The following is a 17210-nucleotide window of genomic DNA, read 5'->3' as shown; positions in this document are numbered from 1 at the left end:
TCTCCGGGGAGGGACGGTCGGCGGGCGACAGGGGAAAAAACGGGTGGACACGAGTTTTGCACCGGCGCAAAGTCGGCAGTAGCCGCCTGATGCCGGAACTGCCTTACGGTCATGCCGAACGATCTGAAGCTTCAGGGCCTCGCCGCGTTCATCGCCGCAGTGGAGGAGGGTTCGGTCAGTGCCGCTGCCCGTCGACTGGGTTGCAGCAAGTCGGTCGTCAGCGAGCGGCTGGTCGATCTGGAGCGCGCTCTGGGCACCCGACTCCTGCAGCGCACCACGCGGAGGATGTCGCTGACCGCGGACGGGGAAAGCTTTCTGCCACGGGCGCGCCGGATTCTCGCCGAAGCGAAAGAGGCCGTGGCCGAGCTGTCCGATCGCCGGTCCTCACTGATGGGCCCCCTGCGGATATCGGCGCCGGTGAGTTTCGGCGTGCTCCATCTGGGACCGGCGCTGTACGCGTTCCTCGCACAGCACCCGGGGATCGATCTCTCGCTCGAGCTGGATGACCGTTTCGTCGATGCGGCGTCCGACGGCTTCGACGCCGTGCTCCGGCATGGGCCGGTGACCGACTGCCGCCTTGTGGCAAAGCGGCTGGCCACGAGTCGTCGCGTGCTGGTGGCTTCCCCCGCGTATCTGGCAAGAGAGGGCCGGCCCACATCGCTCGATGAGCTCTGTCGCCGCAACGGCATCCTCTACATCAACCGCGAGACGGATTGGCGTTTTGCGGTTGATGGTGGCTGGCGTGTGGTGCACCCCCGCGCGAGTCTGCGCGTGAACAACGGCATGGTGATGCGCGATGCCGCGAAGGCGGGGTTGGGACTTACCTTGCTGCCTACGTTCTTCGTGCGCAGCGAACTGGAAAGCGGTGCGCTGGAACAGGTCGAAGTGGGCGCCGAGGCGGAGGGCGCCGAACTGTTCCTGGCCTATCCCCGCGAGGGTGTCGTGCAGGCGAAGTTGGCCGCTCTCGTCGATAGCCTGAAGCGCAGTTTCGGTGAGCCGCCTTATTGGGACGGTTAGCGAACGACAAAGCTGGAAACCGGGACGGAAGAAGCTGCGACGCACGGAGCCAACTGCCCCCGTCCCCTTTGTCTCCTCGGCCCGGTCGTCGGATTGTCGCCGTCTGGCGTTCGCCCACGGGCGGCGTGCTATGACAGCTTCAGGTCGTAGAGCATCACGGCCGGGTCATGTGGATCCTGGCGGCGTTCGAATCCCAGCCGCAGGGCGAGGTTGTGGCTGTCCTCGTCCTGTACCGGGGCAACGGCATGCATGTGCTGAATCCCGCGGGCTCTTGCCGCTTCGATCAGGTGGCGCATGAGGTGGGAGGCGACTCCGCGCTGCTGCCATTCCGCGCTCACCGTGACCGTGCAGTCGCAGCTGTCGCCTGGCGTGTCGACGCGGAAGTGTGCAGCGCCGATCTCCTGGTCCCTGCCTTCATTCGAGATCAGGGCGATCAGCGCCATCTCGCTGCGTGGATCGGGGTCGGTGAGTTCACGTATCACCTCGGGGCTTGCGTCCTGAACCAGGCCGAGAAAGCGCAAGCTGCGAAGCTCGGGCGACAGGCGGTTGAGGAATTCAAGCTCCAGTTTGGCGTCGTGCCTGTTGCTCGGTCGTATCCAGACAGGCGTGCCGTCGTGCAGCTGCTCGGTCCAGCCAGTCTGCAAGGGCGTTTTGGACTGCAGTTTGTGGACCATGTCGACAATCTCCGCTTCGCCAAGCTTCAGGGTCTCAGAAGCTATCACTTTGTTCATTGATGTTTTGTAGAGAAGGCGGCCGGGCTTCCCGGCAACCGGGATGGAGGACGTCGAGGCGCGCTGATGTCCCCTGGTTCCCGGCACAAGGGGACGGGGTAATCCAGCGGATATGGCGCGGGGCGGCCGCCGGGTCCTGGTCTGGGTCCGGGGCCGGGTGAATGGTGATGCTGGCGCTACGCGGTACGGGGCTGACGCCGCGGCTGCGGCACACGGGATGCGATCGTGCGTCCGATCGATCAGCCTGTCCCGTGGAGCTCGGCAAGAAACGCGCGTGGCGTCGCGCCGGCGATGGCGCGGAACTCGGCGATGAGATGCGCCTGGTCGTAGTAGCCGACGGCGGCGGCGATGCTGGCCCAGCTGGTCGCGCCTTTCTCCCGCGCGGCGCCCAGGGCGCGGTGGAAGCGTGTCAGCCTGGCGAACGTCTTCGGGCTTACCCCGACCGCTTCGCGGAACACGCGACGCAGATGCCGTTCGCTCACGCCGAGGTCGCTGGCGACGGTAGCCACGTTGGCGCTGCCCAGCCTTCCGGCGGCGTTGAAGGCGAGCTGTGTCCGGGCGCCGGGTCGATCCGCCCTGGCGGTGCGTTCGGCGATGGCGCTCTCCATGACCGCGGTCGCGGCGACCGCGTCGGGAGCGCGGGCGAGCCGATCGAGCAGGCGCTGGGCCGCGGCGTCGCCCCACAGGTCCTCGAGTGCGACGATGCGTCCGGCGGTATCCGCAGCCGGTACGCCGAGCACCGCTTCGTACGTGCCCAGGTGGAGGCGCGCGAGCACGGTGCGCTGCCCGCCGCGGATGAGCTTTCGATGGACCGTCTGCTGCACGCCGAGCGCATGGACGTCGAGGCCCTTGCGCGCCGATGGTCCGAAGCGGGCGACGAGACATATCTGCGGGCGCGGAAGGGCGATGAGTGGCAGGTCGCGTTCGCATTCGTCCACCAGGATTTCCGCAACGGCGGTCGATGTCGACGGACCCGGTCCCATTCGATGGCGGTTGAAGCTCGTGTGCATGGATCGATTCTGATGACAGGCGCGACGGCGGCGCAAGGCCTGGCCGCTTCTTCCAATGCCTGCCGTGCGCCGCCCGCTACGCTGCCCCCATGAAGAAGATACTCGTCACCGGCGCGACCGGAAAAATCGGAAGCCGGCTCGTCAAACGCCTTGCCCGGCGCGGGGATCATGTGCGCGCCCTGGTGCGTGACGAGGCGCGTGCTGACCACCTGCGCCACGATCGTGTCGAACTCGTCGTGGGCGACCTGCTTGTCCCTGAATCGCTCGAAGCGGCCGTGCACGGCGTCGATGCCGTGGTTCACTGCGCCGCATTCTTCCGTGGCGCCACGCCCGAGCAGGCGCACGCGGTCAATGATCTGGGCACGCACCACCTCGCGAGCGCCGCCCGCGCCGCGTCGGTCGGGCGCTTCGTGTTCACGAGCACCGGGTTGGTTTACGGGCCCAGGGACGGTCGCCTTGCCCGCGAGGACGACGCCTGCGCGCCGGTGGACGCGTATCCCTCGAGCAAGCTGGCCGCCGAGCGTTTCCTGCTGGCGATCGACGGTCTCGACGTGCGCGTGCTGCGCCTGCCTTTCGTCTATGGCGACGGCGATCCGCACATCGCGGAAGCGGTCCCGATGATGCGTGGCTTTCCGCCGGATCAACGCATGTCGATCGCCCACCACGCCGACGTTGCGCAGGCCATCGCCTGCGTGCTCGATGCAATCGCTCCGGCGCATCGCATCTACAACGTTGCGGACGACGAAGCTCCCGATCTAGCCGCGCTGTTCGCATCGGTGGGCGAGCCCGCGCCCGATGGCTCGCAGGCGGAGCGGGCGCGCGCTTTCGATGCGCCTCTCGACGGCAGCCGCATTCGCGAAGACCTGGGCTTCAAGCCCGCGTTTCCACGCCTTGCGGACGCGATCGAGGCCGATGCGCTGGGCTCGTGATCTCCGGCGGCCAGCTTGCACGGGGGTCAATGAACCCGACTCCTTGCACGGTTCGCCGTAACCCGCTTCAGCCTCATTGGGTCCACGCAAATGCCCGGCGAACGGCTTCGGCGGCATTGACGGTCAGGCAACGTCCGTGTGCCAGAACCACGCGTTCGGGCCGCCAGTCGATGAGCTTCCTGCCCGACGCGCGCACCGCGTCACGGTGGCCTCTGAAGTTGAGCCGCATGTCGAACGGCGCCTTGCCATGGGGATCGGTTACGCCGGCGAAGCGAAGAAGCCCGCGCAGCAGCGGGCGCTTCACCCTCGCGGGTTCGAAATTCTCGATGAGGTCGGCAAGAATCAGCGTGCTGCTGGGACGATGATGGAAATCGACTTCGGTCATGATCCTGCCGGGAAACAGGCACAGCTCGAACATGTCCTGCCAGGCGTCGGGAGGTGCTTCCCCCAGCGTCACATCGATGCGCAGTGGTCGTTTGGCGCTGGCTTCCAGCCCCGGCGGTCCATAGCTGGTCGCCTCGCGGAAGTGCGCCTGCCAGTCCGGGAGGTACCAGTAATGCATCGAATTGGGCGCAATCAGATGACGCACGGACCCGAGCTCGCGGAGCTGCGCGGCCAGGGCCTCGTTCCAGGCAATCGGCGAATGCACCCACAAGCTCCCGTCGGGCAGCTTGACGACGGTCATGCGCGTGGGAAAGGGCATTGAAACGGGGCCCAGGCGCATGCTGATTTCCGGACCGTCGGCGATCCACACGTCGTTCGCAAACGGTTTCAGCTGGTTGAGCGGCTCGTAGGGGACAAAGCTCGATCGGTCCATGGACAGGTTCATTCCGCTGGTCAGGTGGCAAACAAGGGGGTGATTTTCGCGCGTTCGAGGCTGATCTCAAGTATCGCTGTCGCGACTCCGGGGATGCCACGGCACCCGGCATGCCGGCATTCGCGAGATCTGCCGGTCGGCACCATGCCGGTGCGATGGCAAATGGCGGGGGCGCACCGCTGACCCGTCACGCCTCAGGCGGCGGCCTGTCCGCGCAGCAACGCCTCCATCGGCTGTGCGTGGCTGAACAACCAGCCTTGCGCATACTCGACGCCTTGTTCGCGCAGAAGATCGGCCTGCAACCGGCTTTCGATGCCTTCCGCGATCACGGTCAGGCCGAGCGAATGCGCGATGCGCACGATGTGCAGCGCGACTTCACTGGTGGCCGAGTCGGTGCCGATGGTATCCACGAAGACCTTGTCGATCTTGAGGTAGTCGGTCTTCAGCGTGGCGAGGTGGGAGAGGCCGGAAAAGCCGGTGCCGAAATCGTCAATGGCCACGCGGATGCCGAGCGCGCGGATCGCCGTGATGTTCCTGCTGGCACGCGTCGGGTCCAGGAACGAATGCTCGGTGATTTCCACGACAAGATTCCTCGCCGCGATGCCGGGCGTTTCGATCAACTGGCGCAACTGCTCGAGGATGTCCTCATCATGCAGATCGGACGGCGAGAGATTGATGCTGATGTAGCCATCCGGATGCTGGCGGATGAAGGCCGGAGCCTCGGTGGCCAGTTGCGCCAGTACGTAGACGGTCAGGCGCCGTATCAGCCCGCAGTCCTCGGCGACCCGGATCACGGCGTCCGGCCGCATGACCTGGCTGCCGTCGTGGCGCGGCCAGCGCAGCAGCGCTTCGGCTCCCACCATGCGGCCGGAGGCAAGCTCGACGATCGGCTGGTAGTGCAGCACGAACTCCATCTTCCTGAGCGCAGTGCGCAGCACCGCGGGCAACGATGCGCGTTTTCGCACCAGATAGAGACTCGCCAGCGCGCCAGCCCCGCCCAACAGCAGGCCGATCGGCACCAGGACGAGGGCAAACGCGACAGCGCGGGCATGCAGATAGGTCGCGGGAATGGCGCTGTAGCCGGCCAGATCGTAACGGCTCGACACGCGAATCGTCACCAGGTTGTCGCCGTCGACAAACGTCGCCTGATGGGCCTGGCCGAGCCGCTCCCGCCACGCTGGATCGAACGTGCCGTTTCCGGCGAGGCGCGGCCCGGCGCTCCTCCCGAACACGCCCGAGGAAATGTGGATTCGATTGAAAGGCAGATCGACCAGCACTTCGGGCAGGGCGGCCGCGACAAAGTCATCCTTTTCCAGAACCAGAAACCGTTTGCCCGTACCCAGGTCGGCCCGGGGTGCAATCCTGACGCCGGACATGCTGGTATAGGCAAACCCTCCAAGCCTGGATCCGTCGCCGCCAGGCGCGAAAGACGAGCACTCGACGCGGTCATCGGCAACGTGGCCCACCGCTTTCAGATAGCTGTAGTCCAGCGCGATGGCAATCATCTGCTGCCGGCCGGTATCCGAACACGGCGGGGTCGTCAGCGCCCGCATCCGTCGATAGGCCGCCATCGCCTGATCGGCCATGCCCTCGGCCCGGCCGAGCACTTCTCCGGCCATGAACTGTGTCTGTGCCGAAGCCTCGGACCTGCTCTCGCGATGGGCCAGCCATAACGCAGCGAGCACGGGCAGGCCGACGGCCAACAGGGTGATGGCGACGGCTATCGGAGTGGTCTTCCGGCTGCGCATCCGACTGGCCGATTCCCTGTGGCTGGCGCCGGTGATCGACCGGACATGAAGCATGATGCACGAACCCGTCCACGCGCGCACCATGCTCCCGAGGGGGATGGCTGCCGAGCGGGCAGAACGGGGGACGGAGTGCACTTTCCCCGGGAGCGGCCTCGGGGAGATCGACCCCGACCACGGGTCCGCGACGCAAGACGGACTTTCGTCAGCCAGTCGGAGGCGTGCCGGTGAACACAGCCAGCTGAGCTTCGAAAGCACGCTGGAAGGCGGGCCGTGCTTCGCCGCGGGCGACATAGGCGGCGAGGTTCGGATACTCGTCCAGCAGACCCGACGCTTTCAACCGGAGCAACACCCCCACGATCATCAGGTCGCCCGCGCTGAACTCGGCATCGAGCCAGTCGGCATCGCCAAGGCGAGCGGACAAGTCGCCCAGCCGGTTGCGGATGCGGTCCCTGACGAGCGGCAGGCGCTGCCCGGTCCAGGGCTTGTCGCCTTCCAGCAGCCCGGCGGTGGCGAGCTCAAGGATGGGTGGCTCCACCGTGTTGAGTGCGGCAAACATCCATGCGATCGCGCGCGCCCGGGCATTCGCCTCGTCCGGCAGCAGGCCCGCATGGCGCTCCGCGATATGCAACACGATGGCCCCCGACTCGAACAGGACGAGATCGTCTTCTTCATAGGTGGGAATCTGCCCGAAAGGATGCAGCGCCCGATGCGCGGGTTCCTTCATCGCGTGGAACGACACAAGACGAACCGCGTAAGCCTGGCCCACTTCTTCAAGCGCCCAGCGAACGCGCATGTCGCGGGCGAGTCCTTTGCCGCGATCGGGCGATCGTTCGAAGGCGGTGATGATGGGGGTCATGGGATGGCTCCGGATGAGGGTGTGACGCCATCGAAGACAGGGGGCGGAGTGCGCCTGTCCCACAGGCGACCCCGACCCTTGCTCCGCCACGGTGGCCGAGCGGGGCGGTCGTCAGCCGCGCCGCGCGGCCTCGATCGCGGCGATGTCGATCTTCGTCATCCCCATCATGGCCTCGAACGCGCGCTTGGCGGCGGCGGGATCCGGGTCGGTGACCGCGGCGATCAGGGCGCGCGGGGTGATCTGCCACGACAGGCCCCACTTGTCCTTGCACCAGCCGCAGGCGCTGGCCTGGCCGCCGTGGCCGATGATCGCGTTCCAAAGGCGGTCGGTTTCGGCCTGGTCGTCGGTCGCCACCTGGAACGAGAACGCCTCGTTGTGCCGGAACTCGGGCCCGCCATTCAAGCCCAGGCACGGGATACCCATCACCGTGAACTCGACCGTCAGCACGTCGCCCTGCTTGCCGGCGGGATAGTCACCCGGCGCACGATGGACGGCGCCCACGGTGCTGTCCGGGAACGTCTCGGCGTAGAACGTCGCGGCATCCAGGGCGGTGCCGTCATACCAAAGGCAAATCGTGTTCTTGCTGGCCATGTGGGTTCTCCTGGTTCCGGGCAGGGGAAGATGCCCTTCATTCCCATCGACGAACGACGGGTGCGCAGATCGACACGCCGCGCCGACACAGGGATGGGATACCACCATTTGGGCGTGGCGAGTGGAACCATCGGCACCGCCCCCCGGGTTTCCGGGCCGGGTGATGGCACGGGTGGGTGCCGAATCTGCCGAAGTCGGGACGGCGCCGGTGGGTTGGCTTGCTCCACCCCGTCCGGTGACCCTTTCGGTCCCCTTTGCCCACTGCCGATGATATCGACGATGTTGCACACTATCGCCGGCTCGGCACCTGGTTGGCGGAGGCGGCGTGTTCGAAATTCGAGAGGACGACCTGACGGGCGACCAGGTCCGCGACCTGCTGGCGCTCCACCTGGCATCCATGCATCGGAACTCGCCGCCGGGCAGTGTCTTCGCACTCGATCTGTCCGGTCTGCAGGTCGCCGAGGTAACCGTGTGGACCGCCTGGCGCGGCCCGAGGGTGGCCGGCGTCGGCGCATTGAAAATGCTTGCGGATGGCAACGGCGAAGTGAAGTCGATGCGCACCCATCCGGATTTCCTCCGCATGGGTGTTGCCGCGACGATCCTGGAGACCATCATCGCCGCCGCCTCGGCACGCGGTGCCCGCCGGCTCAGCCTCGAGACGGGAAGCGGCCCGGCTTTCGAGCCCGCGCTTGCGCTGTACCGGCACCGCGGCTTCCGGAATGGCGCGGCGTTCTCGGGGTACTGCCAGAGTGAATTCAACCAGTTCCTGCATCTCGATCTGACGCGGGCTTGATGCCGAAAAGGTGCCAGGAAAAAGGTGCCAGAGACAATTTCCGGAAAATCGGGGGGCAGTTCACGCTGACCCCGGTTCGGGCATGACAGGGCGAAGCCCGAACCGTTAGAGTGTGGCTGGTTTGCAGGGGAGCCCGAGGGAATGCATCGACTGGCCAGCATGCTGGTTCTAGCTGTGCTGGCATGCGCCGGCGTGTCGCTCGCGCATGCCCAGCAGGGTGACCCGCGCTTCCCGCCGCCGCCCGGAGGCCCGCCGCCGCCGCCGGGCGGTCGATTCGGGCCGCCGCCCCAGGGCCTGCCCCCGCCGCCGGGCGGTCGATTCGGGCCGCCGCCCCAGGGCTTGCCCCCGCCGCCGGGTGGCCGATTCAGGCCACCGCCACCGCCACCGCCTATTCTGGCGCCGAGCCCTGCGCCGGCCGCGACCTTGCCGGGGATCGTGCAGATCGCTCCCGCCCCGGCCGCCGTGCCCGCACCCTCCGCCATGCCTGTCTCGCCCGATCGCGGTGATGGTCCCGCGGCGCCGCCGCGGGCGGCGGAGGGCCTCTCTTCGGCACCGTCAAAGGGGCAGACACGCACGACTGCTGCGGCCCCGTCGGGCGTGGCCACGCAAGGGTCGGTCGAGCGGCCTGCCACCCATTCGCTGACCTGGTTGTGGCTGTTGGCGCTGGGCGGGTTGCTGCTGGCCTGGTGGACCGCCTGGCGGCACAGTCGCCGACTGAAAGAGGAAACCGAACGGCTGGCGCGCCAGCAGCGCGTGCTGAAGTCTGCGCATAGCCACCTGCAGCGCAAATCGGAAGAGCTGCAACACCTGTCCATGCATGATCCGCTGACGGGCACGCTCAATCGCCAGGCTTTCGGCAACGAACTGCGCGACCGCATCGATCACCTGGCGAAGTACAACCTGCCGCTCAGCCTGATCGTGTTCGACCTGGACCACTTCAAGCGGATCAACGATCAGCAGGGGCACCTGGTGGGCGACATGGCGCTGGCGCTGGTGGTCGGCCTGGCGCACGAGCATCTGGTCAGCGACGACTTGTTCGGCCGCTTCGGTGGCGACGAGTTCATGATTGCCTGTCCCGGCCAGGCGGTGCCTCATGCCTTGGCGCTGGCCGAAACCTTGCGCAAGGCAGTGGCTGCGCGCGCGCCGCTGGCCGATCCGCCGATTCCCGGCCTGACGCTCAGCCTGGGCGTGGCGCAGGCCGATCCGGAGCGGGGCTACGAGGTCGACGACCTGTTTGCGCGTGCGGACGCCGCGCTCTATGTCGCCAAGCAGGGCGGACGCAATGCCACGGTGGCGGCGGACGACGAGACGGCGGCACAAGTCGTGCCGAATTCGGTACGCCGGCATCTGTAGCGGCCCCGGGCGCCGGGACCTGGAAGGTCAGGTCGCGTCGACGAACCGGTCCTCGCCGCGGGGTGCCGCTCAATCCCGGGCTCTCTCTCAACCTGACTCAGTCAGCGCCGGCGAGGCATGCGGCATCGTCGGCGCCACGGTCAGGTGAACGGCCTTTCTTGCGCTACATCATGGATAGGACAGCACGCAGCCGCCGGCCCCACTGTTGAACGCGTTGCTCCACAACGACTGCACCGGGAAGGTGTTGCCGCCTGAAAACGCCACGTTGGCGGAGGCGCCCTGGCCGGACGAAATCCAGGCACACTTGTCGCCGTTTTCCGAGCCGTTGGCGTCCAGCCAGCCGGTGCTCGGGAACTGGTCGGACGCCGTCTCGGCGAGCTCGTGGCCCCCGACGATGGCGATGCCTGCATTGGGGCCCAGGCCGTTGAAATTGGCGCCGCAGCTCGAACCGGCGTCGGTGATGCAGGGCAGGTTGGTGTAGGCCACGTTGCCGTAGGACGAACTGGTCGAACTGTGCCAGGTGCCGGTCGATTGGGGGGCCTGTATGGCCGCTTTCGGGATGACGTCACCTGAAGCACGTCGCTGCCGAGATGGGGCGCGTGCCATCGTCTCGATCAGGACATCGAACACCGGTGCGCAGGGGGAGTCGAGGCTGACGCCTGCGTGCAGGTCAGGGCACCTGACCCAGCTGCCGGAAGGCGACATCCTGCAATGCCTCGGCCTGTTCCGGCGACAGACCGAGTTCGTCGGCCGCCGTTTCGTGCTTGCCAAGGCTGCGCGGATCCTTGCCGGTAATGCTTCCGAAATCCATCAACGCCTCGAGGTAATAGCCGTACGTGCTGGCGTGGTAATGGTCGTAGGCCCACAGATCGACCTGGTTGAAGTGGATGCCGTCGTACGGGTTGGCATCGGCCACGCCGGTGCGGATGGCGCGATTGAAGGCACTCCCCACCGCGATCACGCCGTTGATCGAGGGATTGCCGGCGGCGACCCGGGCGTAGGCCTTGTACAGGTCATCGCCCATGGCCTCGATCGGCTTTCCGTACCAGTGGCCACCGGTCCGATAGGTCTGGTCGGGACGTGACCATGTCGCCAGCAGCCGGATATCCACCGAGGGATTCTCCTGCCGGAACATCGTGGCGAGCTTGTCGGCGTACTGTTTGAACGTGGTCGGATCACCCGGCCGGTCGGGGCTGAGCGTGCTGTATTCCTGCATCACCACGTGATCCCACGCGCGATCGAGCCGCCCGCGTTTTTGCGTGTAGTGAAATTCGAGCGTCCTGCCGCCGGCCGTTTCCAGGCTGACGTCGTAGTTCAGGCCGGCTTCCCGGGTGAACAGCTTGAACAGGGCAGGCACACCACCGACGCCATCGCCATTGAGGTCATGCACCAGGTCGGCGTGATAACGCCACACGGGCGAATGCGCGCCGTAAGTGAAGCTGTTGCCGATGAACAGGACGGTCTGCGCGGGTGCCGGCAGCGTGGCGCGTGCGCCGCCTGTCGCGGTCATCGCGACCAGTGCAAGCAGCCAGTGGAAGCTTTTGATCTTTCGATGGCGGCGATGGCCCGTCCGGAAGAACTCCATGGGTGACGACTCCTCATGCGTGTTGATCGCATGATGCCGCGAAACATGGTGTCAGGGACAATGCTCGACGCCGGGTGGGCGCCTGCGGCCGACGCCGGGCGCGGCGGGTGCGGCGCTCGCGGTTGACGCACGCTTTCGTGCGCCACCGGGCGGCGGTGTCCAATGGCCGGCAAGGTCGTGCCGGGGCGCTGAATCGGCCCCGGCACCATTTGCTTTCACGGCAGCTCCGGTCCGGTCGTCGCGCCGCGATCAGCCAGCCATCCTGCGCAGCATGTGATCGATGACCTCACCGTGTTCATGCTGCGGACTGAACAGGATGACTTCGGCATCCTCGCCGACTTTGACGCTGTGTCCCGGCGGCCAGTAGAAAAGGTCGCCACCGGCAATCCTCTCGTCCTTGCCGTCTGCGTAGGTCACGGTGAGCTCGCCTTGCAGCAGATAGCCCCAATGCGGGGATTGGCAAAGATCGTTTTCCAGGCCCTTGAGCAGCGGCGCGATATCGGTACCGCTGCCGAGGGAAAAGTACTCGCCGCTGATCTTGCCGTAGCCGGTGGTGTCGCCGAAATCGGTCTTTTGGCGAGCCACGGCACCGGGAACATTCATCCTGACGGGTATGTCCTGCTTGGCAATGCGCATGGTTCGGTTACTCCGTGGCGGAATCGCGGGAGGCAGACGGGCCGGCTTCCGATCAGGCAGCGACGCCGGCGGCGAGCGCATGGACGTCGGAGGCCCTCAGCGCCTTGCCGTCAATGGCCCAGTCACCACCTTCGAATTCGTTGATACGCACCCAGGTGACGCCGCGCAGACTTTCGCCTTCGACCTCGACCATCGCGTGGGTGACCTTGGCGATCAGGTCCTGTTTCTGCTTGGGCGTGAAGACGTCCTTGATGACGTCGATGGTGACCAGTGGCATGTCGCGTCTCCCGTGGGGTCTGGATACCGGCGCCGAAACCGCGCTGGCGCCGTTGACCGCAGTTCAACACGCCCGGGAGGCCCATGCTTGAAGACCCCGTGGAGAAAACCTGGAGGTTGGCGGGAGATGGCGGAAGAGGGACAGGGGCAGTCAGGTTGCGCCGACTATCGCAGTCCCTTCGGCTGCCGGGACAAAGCTCACTCGGGCAGGGTATCGCCGGACCCACCCAGTTCGGCCGGGAAGTCCCTCATCTTGGGCAGGCCGTCCTTCATCCGCAGCACGGTCTCGGCGTAATTGACGTGGACACCGGGTGCGAAGGCGAGGGTCGGGATCGTTGCGGCGTAAACGTCGGTCAGGCCGAACGTCGGATGGGTGGTCATCAGATGTCCGCCGCACTGCTTGCAGAACTGGCGGTCGCTGGTCGCTGTTTTCTGGAAATGACCGACATATTCCGCGCCCCTGGTGACCTTGACGCTGTCGGGCTTCCACAACGTGAAGGCATTCACCGGACCGGCCGACCAGGAGCGGCAGGAGCTGCAATGACAGTAGCCCATTGCGTCGGGCGCACCAGTGACTTCGATCTCCACGGCACCGCAAAACCAGGTGCCCGCATGTTTGTCTGTCATGTCGATTCTCCCAGGCTGCGGGTGGTGCCGAGGTGCCCTGCTTTCGGTAGCAGTCGGCCTTGGAATTCGGGAGCCATCGTGGCTGCCTTCTCCGAATCGGGCATCAGGAGTCCAGATGCACTTTCCCTGAAGCCAGGGCGTCGGAAAGTCTACTCCGAGCCCGGGTTCGCCGGTTTCGGCAGCCGGAGCGGGGCAGTCGGGTCGCATGGGCTCCCTTCGTCTCCCTGGCCTTGCATTGGGATATATTGAACCGCCCGCTTCATGCTGCGGCGCGGCAGTGCTGCGCCAGCCTCGGGGGCGTCCGCGATACACAGGATCCGTGGGTTGCGCCGGGTGGCCACCTTTCGTTCGGGGAGACCACTCCGGGGAGATCGGAGGGTGTGCCGTGATTGAGTGGATCGAATACGCCAAGATGGCCGGTGCGTTCGTCGGTGCCCTGGGCATCGCCACGCTGGCCAAGCTGTACCACGACAAGGTGGTGACCGGAAAAGACACCGAGCTGGCGATAAAGGATGCCGAACTGGCGCGGGTGCGGGCCGACTTGGGCAAGGCCGAGGCGCGTGCGCAGAGCGCCGAGCAGGACGCTTTGCCGGCGCATCGCGATCTGGCCCGGCTGCGCAGCGAGCTGACCGAGATGGTCGAGCGGCTGGCGCAGGCCCTGCACGCGCAAGCCGCGTCGCTGTATATCCCGGTATTCAACGCAGGTGACGAGCGGGGCGTATCGCCACGCAGCTTTGCGTTCGTGGCGGCCTGCAACGTCGATCCGGCCGCGACCGCGGCGATCCTCCGGATGAAGCTGGTAGAGGCGTGGACGGTGGTCGGCGAATGCTGGGACAAGGGCGCCCTGATCGTCAGCAACGACCTGCAGGCGAATGCCCGGCACCTTCCGTCCTATGACAAGCAGTCCGGCTTCGTGCCGATCCACACGCTGGTCTCGCCGGTGCGCTGGCAGGGTCGGCAGGTCGGCATCGTGCAGCTGTTCAACAAGACCCGGCCCGGCGAGGCTTACGAGATCGACGAGCGCGGCTTCGGCAGCGACGACCGCAAGCTGTTGCTGGAGGCGCTGCAGGAGGCCAGCGACAGCGGCCTGGCGGGCAAGACGCATTACTTCCAGTCCAGCCCCGAAGCGCTGCGTTTCCTGGGGCTGCGCGACGAGCTCAATCTCGAGAACGCGGTGATAATGTATGTCGACCTGACACAGTCGTCGGTGCTGTTCCGCGAACTGCCGCTGGTCGACGTGGCGCGGTTGATCAACCGCTTCAGCCGCAACCTGTACCGGCGCGCGAGCCTGTCTGCCGGGGTCGTCGAGAAATTCAACGGCGACGGTGCGCTGGTGCGATTTCACTACGACGAGTTCGAGTCCAGCCTGCCGATGAGCAACCCGGTGATGCGCGCGATGTGCGTCGCGGCGGATCTGCTCGACGATTTCCGCGATTTCAAGTTGGTGCGCTGGCCGGGCGTCGCCACCGATATCGCCGCTGCGATCAAGTTGCGCATCACCATCGCGCTGGGGCCGGTGGTGTCGACCAACATGGGGCCGCAGCAATTCCAGACCCCGACGGTCATGGGGCAATGCGTGAACCGCTCGGCGAAGATGGTCGGCTACGCGCCGCGCGATCGCGACGTGCTGCTGATCGACGACAACGTGAGCAAGGTGCTGAAGCAGATCGACCCGGCCCACGCGGATGCGCTGACGGAATTCGACGACTGGAGCGACGTCAGTGCGCGCGATGCGAGCAGTCTCGCCGACCATCGCTATTTCGAGGTCGAGCGGGCGTATTTCCGGCGGGTCGCGGCGGGGCTGCGGCCGACAGGCTACGCCGGGCGAAGGGTCAGGGCCGACAATTGATCGGCGCGCCGGCGTCGGCGACGGGAGAGTCGAGGTGGGCGTCTCGCGAGCGAGAGCCTGCAGTCAACGTATCGGTGCCGCACCCTCGGCCGACAACCGGTACGGCGAGAGCCTGGCGTAATGCGGCCGGCACTGGTCGACCAGCCCGCGCTGGAACGCGGTCAGCCTGACCTCGCGCTCGCGCCAGGGGGCGAAGCCGGTGGAGCGCTCGACCGCGGCATACCAGTGTGGCGCCCATACGCCGTCGCTGGCGCGCGGACCCCGAGGCCACTGCAGCATGCGTGGGCTGAAGGGGATACTCAGGCGCGCGCACAATGCGGTCAGGATGCCCGCGGGGTCTTTCAGTACATCGCGGGCATCAATCACCGGCGGCGCCGTGCCGAGCCGGTCGCACACGTGATCGAACAGGCGGGCCTGCTGCTCGAAGCCGAGTTCCCACGCCGCGGCATCGGGACGCTGGATCGTGAACGAGGCGACCACCGCCTCGGGCTCGCGGATCAGGAAACAGCTGGTGACGTCGCCCAGCCAGCCCAGCGGCATGTCCGGCAGCATGTGCTGGGTCATGTGCTTCTGGTACCAGATCGGCCGGCCGTCGGGGATCGGGCCGGTCAGCATCGCGGCAACGGTCGCCGCATCCGTGCCCTGCGCGGCGATCACCTCGTCGCGCCCGGGATGCGGTGCGCCGGTGGCGAGCAGATAGTGCGCGTAGAACGGCTCATCGATGACGACGGTGTCCTCGCGGTTTTCCCACGCGCGCATCATCGCGGTGGAGATGTTGCGCGGCCCCGACCACATCGCGAGGCGCAGGCCTTCGCGCGACGGACTCACAGGCGGGGATCCGATCGGCACTCCGCCTTCACCAGATCCATGTAGTGCCGTTGCAGCCGCTCGACCATGGCGCCGCGCTTGCCGTCGCCCATGATGCGGCCATCGATCTCGTTGACCGGCACCACGCCGGCGAAGGTGCCGGTGACGAACGCTTCCTCCGCGCCGTAGACGTCGGTGAGGCTGAAGTTCTTCTCGAACACCGGAATGCCGTGCGCGCGGCACAGCCGGATCACGTTGGCGCGGGTAATGCCGCCCAGGCAGTAGTCGCCGCTCGAGGTCCACACCTCGCCGCGTCGCACGATGAAGAAGTGGGTGGAATTGCAGGTCGCCACGAAACCGTGCGGGTCGAGCATCAGCGCCTCGTCGTAGCCGGCCTTCTGCGCCTGGATGCAGGCGAGGATGCAATTGAGCTTGGAGTGGCTGTTGAGCTTGGGATCCTGCACGTCGGGCGCGCCGCGCCGCACATGCACGGTGAACAGGCGGATGCCTTGCTCGACCGTGGCCGGCAGCGGCTGCTTGTATTCGGGAATGATGACGATCGTCGCGTCGCCGATGACGAAGCGCGGATCCTGGTGCGGCGTGGCCTTGATGCCGCGGGTCACCATCAGCCGGATGTGCACGTCCAACCGCATGCCGTTGGCGCGCAGCGTGTCGACGATGCGCTGCGTCAGCTGCTCGCGACCGAGGCCGATGTCGAGGTCGATCGCCCGCGCGCCCTCGTACAGTCGGTCCAGGTGCTGGTCGAGAAAGGGCAGGCCGCCGTCGTGCAGGCGCAGGCCTTCCCAAACGCCGTCGCCCAGCACGAAGCCGCTGTCGAACACCGACACGCGTGCTTCGTCCCGGGGAAACAGCTCGCCGTTGACGCTGATCAGGATGGTTTCGTTGCGCGGATCGCTCGGGTAGTCGTGGGTGCCTTTGCTCATCGGGGTGCCTTGTCGAAACAGACGTCAGATTACCTTTTCTGCGTGGATGCCGTCGTGTTCATCGGAGTAAAATGCGGCTCCCTGCGATGCCGGCCCATCCCTCCCAACCCTTGGAGCGTGCCATGCCTCGATTGACCAACGAACAGCTGAAGTCCTGGGCCCTGCCGTACTCCACCCGCGACAAGGGCGATTGCGCCGGTGTGACAAGGCAGCTTCTCGAGGCGCCTTTCGGCAACTACGCCGGCGACGAGCCGACCGAGCGGGCAAAGAAGGCAGTCCGCATACCGTTGCGGGAAAAGACCTCTCACGTGGGCGTGCTGCTCCGTTGGCACGCTACCGGCGACGAGGTGATCGTGGACGCCACGATCCAGCAGTTCGGCGGTGACGAGCGCGTCTTCGTCGGCAGCTACGACGACTGGGTGGCCCGCCTGCAAGTGCTGACTGGTACGGATCACGTGGAGCGTGTCGATGCGGACTTCGGCTTCATGTACGACGTGCTCGATACCCTCGATACGATGCCTGCCATGGAAAGGAACGACTTGCGCCGAAGCAGGGGCAGCGCAAGCGCCGAAACCCACCGGGCCGAGACACTCAGGAAGGGCTGCGGCTGTACGCTGCTGTAAGGGAAGCGGGGCAGGGCA

At 66.5% G+C, this 17210-nt stretch carries 19 protein-coding genes; 6 read left to right on the top strand and 13 right to left on the bottom strand.

Annotation, left to right across the window (positions count from 1 at the left end; all coding sequences use genetic code 11):
* Positions 1-111 precede the first annotated feature (111 nt).
* On the top strand, positions 112-1017 hold the full coding sequence (locus ACFPPA_RS09855; protein WP_377319596.1) for a LysR family transcriptional regulator: 906 nt from the start codon (positions 112-114) through the stop codon (positions 1015-1017).
* Between the two features lie 128 nt (positions 1018-1145).
* Here ACFPPA_RS09855 and ACFPPA_RS09850 read toward each other — a convergent pair whose 3' ends face one another.
* Together ACFPPA_RS09850 and ACFPPA_RS09845 are read right to left on the bottom strand one after the other, a co-directional pair.
* Entirely contained in the window at positions 1146-1748 is a 603-nt protein-coding gene (locus ACFPPA_RS09850) for a GNAT family N-acetyltransferase (protein ID WP_377319595.1), read from the bottom strand.
* Positions 1749-1987: 239 nt separating this feature from the next.
* A complete protein-coding gene (locus ACFPPA_RS09845) occupies positions 1988-2758 on the bottom strand; it encodes a helix-turn-helix domain-containing protein (RefSeq protein ID WP_377319594.1) in 771 nt (256 codons plus the stop codon).
* 89 nt (positions 2759-2847) lie between these two features.
* Between ACFPPA_RS09845 and ACFPPA_RS09840 the strand changes: the two genes are divergently transcribed.
* Complete coding sequence (locus ACFPPA_RS09840) at positions 2848-3687, top strand: NAD-dependent epimerase/dehydratase family protein (RefSeq protein ID WP_377319593.1); 840 nt, start codon at positions 2848-2850, stop codon at positions 3685-3687.
* Positions 3688-3760: 73 nt separating this feature from the next.
* Here the strand turns inward: ACFPPA_RS09840 and ACFPPA_RS09835 are convergent, their stop codons facing one another.
* The 4 genes from ACFPPA_RS09835 to ACFPPA_RS09820 form a co-directional block, all read right to left on the bottom strand.
* Positions 3761-4516 (bottom strand): DUF4336 domain-containing protein, encoded by a 756-nt coding sequence (locus ACFPPA_RS09835; RefSeq protein ID WP_377319592.1) that lies wholly within the window; start codon positions 4514-4516, stop codon positions 3761-3763.
* 182 nt (positions 4517-4698) lie between these two features.
* Positions 4699-6336: an EAL domain-containing protein gene (locus ACFPPA_RS09830; protein ID WP_377319591.1), complete on the bottom strand. Its 1638-nt coding sequence runs from the start codon at positions 6334-6336 to the stop codon at positions 4699-4701.
* Positions 6337-6454: 118 nt separating this feature from the next.
* The gene (locus tag ACFPPA_RS09825; RefSeq protein ID WP_377319590.1) at positions 6455-7108 is read right to left on the bottom strand and encodes a glutathione S-transferase family protein; all 654 of its coding nucleotides are present in this window, start codon (positions 7106-7108) and stop codon (positions 6455-6457) included.
* 111 nt (positions 7109-7219) lie between these two features.
* On the bottom strand, positions 7220-7699 hold the full coding sequence (locus ACFPPA_RS09820; RefSeq protein ID WP_377319589.1) for a VOC family protein: 480 nt from the start codon (positions 7697-7699) through the stop codon (positions 7220-7222).
* Positions 7700-8024: 325 nt separating this feature from the next.
* Between ACFPPA_RS09820 and ACFPPA_RS09815 the strand changes: the two genes are divergently transcribed.
* Both ACFPPA_RS09815 and ACFPPA_RS09810 read left to right on the top strand, forming a co-directional pair.
* Entirely contained in the window at positions 8025-8492 is a 468-nt protein-coding gene (locus ACFPPA_RS09815; RefSeq protein ID WP_377319588.1) for a GNAT family N-acetyltransferase, read from the top strand.
* Between the two features lie 597 nt (positions 8493-9089).
* Positions 9090-9845 carry a GGDEF domain-containing protein gene (locus ACFPPA_RS09810; protein ID WP_377319587.1) on the top strand — a complete coding sequence of 252 codons (756 nt, stop codon included), beginning with the start codon at positions 9090-9092 and terminating at the stop codon, positions 9843-9845.
* A 168-nt stretch (positions 9846-10013) separates the two neighbouring features.
* Here ACFPPA_RS09810 and ACFPPA_RS09805 read toward each other — a convergent pair whose 3' ends face one another.
* From ACFPPA_RS09805 to ACFPPA_RS09785, 5 genes are all read right to left on the bottom strand, one after another.
* Complete coding sequence (locus ACFPPA_RS09805) at positions 10014-10451, bottom strand: hypothetical protein (protein WP_377319586.1); 438 nt, start codon at positions 10449-10451, stop codon at positions 10014-10016.
* 64 nt (positions 10452-10515) lie between these two features.
* Positions 10516-11430: a DUF4886 domain-containing protein gene (locus ACFPPA_RS09800; RefSeq protein ID WP_377319585.1), complete on the bottom strand. Its 915-nt coding sequence runs from the start codon at positions 11428-11430 to the stop codon at positions 10516-10518.
* A gap of 249 nt (positions 11431-11679) precedes the next feature.
* The gene (locus ACFPPA_RS09795) at positions 11680-12066 is read right to left on the bottom strand and encodes a cupin domain-containing protein (protein WP_377319584.1); all 387 of its coding nucleotides are present in this window, start codon (positions 12064-12066) and stop codon (positions 11680-11682) included.
* Between the two features lie 52 nt (positions 12067-12118).
* Complete coding sequence (locus ACFPPA_RS09790; RefSeq protein ID WP_377319583.1) at positions 12119-12343, bottom strand: tautomerase family protein; 225 nt, start codon at positions 12341-12343, stop codon at positions 12119-12121.
* Positions 12344-12540: 197 nt separating this feature from the next.
* A complete protein-coding gene (locus ACFPPA_RS09785) occupies positions 12541-12969 on the bottom strand; it encodes a GFA family protein (protein ID WP_465269299.1) in 429 nt (142 codons plus the stop codon).
* A 385-nt stretch (positions 12970-13354) separates the two neighbouring features.
* On the opposite strand from ACFPPA_RS09785, the gene ACFPPA_RS09780 reads away from it, so the two are divergent.
* Positions 13355-14818: a GAF domain-containing protein gene (locus ACFPPA_RS09780; protein WP_377319581.1), complete on the top strand. Its 1464-nt coding sequence runs from the start codon at positions 13355-13357 to the stop codon at positions 14816-14818.
* Positions 14819-14881: 63 nt separating this feature from the next.
* On the opposite strand, the gene ACFPPA_RS09775 is transcribed toward ACFPPA_RS09780, so the two are convergent.
* Together ACFPPA_RS09775 and ACFPPA_RS09770 are read right to left on the bottom strand one after the other, a co-directional pair.
* On the bottom strand, positions 14882-15646 hold the full coding sequence (locus ACFPPA_RS09775; protein WP_377319580.1) for a sulfotransferase-like domain-containing protein: 765 nt from the start codon (positions 15644-15646) through the stop codon (positions 14882-14884).
* Positions 15643-16569, bottom strand: coding sequence for an aminotransferase class IV (locus ACFPPA_RS09770; RefSeq protein WP_377319579.1), 927 nt, complete (start codon positions 16567-16569; stop codon positions 15643-15645). The genes ACFPPA_RS09775 and ACFPPA_RS09770 overlap by 4 nt, the downstream gene beginning before the upstream one ends.
* A gap of 122 nt (positions 16570-16691) precedes the next feature.
* Between ACFPPA_RS09770 and ACFPPA_RS09765 the strand changes: the two genes are divergently transcribed.
* Positions 16692-17192, top strand: coding sequence for a hypothetical protein (locus ACFPPA_RS09765; protein ID WP_377319578.1), 501 nt, complete (start codon positions 16692-16694; stop codon positions 17190-17192).
* Positions 17193-17210: the final 18 nt, after the last annotated feature.

The organism is Rhodanobacter ginsengisoli, assembly GCF_042657065.1.
Taxonomy (GTDB): domain Bacteria; phylum Pseudomonadota; class Gammaproteobacteria; order Xanthomonadales; family Rhodanobacteraceae; genus Rhodanobacter; species Rhodanobacter ginsengisoli.
The sequence above is the reverse complement of the archived record's forward strand: the minus strand, read 5'-3'. Positions and strand labels throughout refer to the sequence as shown.